Raw genomic sequence first — 1,558 nt, forward strand, 5'->3', positions numbered from 1 at the left:
CCGGATCCGCGACCATCGCCTCCACCACCGACCGGAACATCCCCGCCAACCGCGCCAACCCCGCACCGTCGAACACCCGCGCGTCACCGACGAGGTCGAGGAAGCCGCTGGCCGCGGTGACCTGGAGGGCGAACTCGGTGCCGCCCTCGCCGGCGACGGCCTCGAAGCCGACCTGCTCCTCGCTGTCGGCGTTCGCGCGGCGGAACTCGGTGTAGTCGAAGACCACGTCGATCGGGTGGGCGTCCACACCGGTCAGCCGCCGCACCGCCGGCAACGGATACCGCCGGTGCGGCCACAACTCCACCTCACGGTCGAACACCGACCGCACCAGTTCCCGCCACGTCCGCGCACCCCGCGCGAACCCGAACGGCAGGATGTTGATGTACATCCCGTGCACCCGCTCCGCACCCCGCACCTCCGGCCGCGCGTCACACACCAGACCGGAGTGGAACCGCTGCTCGTCGGTGAGCTGGCTCATCACCTTCAGGTGCGCCGCGTGCAGGACGGCCTTGGGCGACACCTCGTACGCCGAGGCGAGCGCGCGGACCCGCTGGTCGAGGTCCTGGTAGCTGATCCGGTGCCGCAGTGCGGCGCCGGCCGCCCCGGCCGGTTCGCCCCAGCCGGCGGGCGGCGTGAACTTGGCGTACCCGGACGTGATCTTCCGCCAGTACGCCTCGTCTGCCGGGGATGCCAGCGCCGCGCGCTCGGCGGCGACGAAGTCGGCGTACCGGACCGCGACCGGCTCCGGCGACTCCGGTGCCATGCCGACGCAGCGCCGCTCGTAGCAGCCGAGCAGCTCGGCCAGGAGGCTGTTGAGGTCCCAGCCGCCGGTCACCAGATGACTCACCGCGACGGTGAGCCACCAGCTCCCGTCGGCGGCGACGTGGACGCTGACCCGCAGCAGCGGCGCGGGGTGCTCCGGGTCGAACGGCCGGGCCCGCTCGGCGTCGACGTGGCCGCGCAGCTGCGCGTCGGCCTGTTCCTCGTCGAGCTGCATGATCCGGACGTCGACGGGCGCCTCGGTGTGCACGAGTTGCAGCGGCACGGAGTAGCCGCCGAGGTCGAACGAGGTGCGCAGGGTCTCGTGCCGGTGGACGACGTCCCGCACGGCTCCGGTGAGCGCCTCGGCGGAGAAGGGCTGGCGGCTGTGCACGCGGAAGCAGCGGACGATGTGGTAGAGCGACCGGTCCGGGTCCTTCTGGATCTCCACCAGCATGCCGAGCTGCGCCTGGGCGATCGGGTACGCGTCGGCGAGGCCGGCGGGCAGGGCGGCGCGGTCGGCGTCGTCGAGCAGCGCGAACGGGGCGACCGCCTGGAACTCCGGTTCGGCGGTGGCGGTCTCCTTGGCCGCGAGGTGCGCGGCGAGGGTCGCCACGGTGCGGTGCACGAAGACGTCGCGGACCCCGACGGGGAAGCCGGCCACCCGCAGGGCGCCGACCAGCGCCACTGCCCGCAGCGAGTCGCCGCCGAGGTCGAAGAAGCTGTCGACGACGCTGACGGTGTCCAGGCTCAACACCCGCGCCCAGATCTCCGCGAGCCGCTCCTCCAGATCGGTACG

1 protein-coding gene is annotated in these 1,558 nt (G+C 73.0%); it reads right to left on the reverse strand.

Translation table 11 applies throughout. From position 1 onward, the window contains the following. On the reverse strand, positions 1-1,558 hold a 1,558-nt coding region (locus ACGF5G_RS35720), incomplete at both ends, for a condensation domain-containing protein (RefSeq protein ID WP_393271319.1).

This window comes from Micromonospora sp. NPDC047730, assembly GCF_043204765.1.
Lineage (GTDB): Bacteria > Actinomycetota > Actinomycetes > Mycobacteriales > Micromonosporaceae > Micromonospora.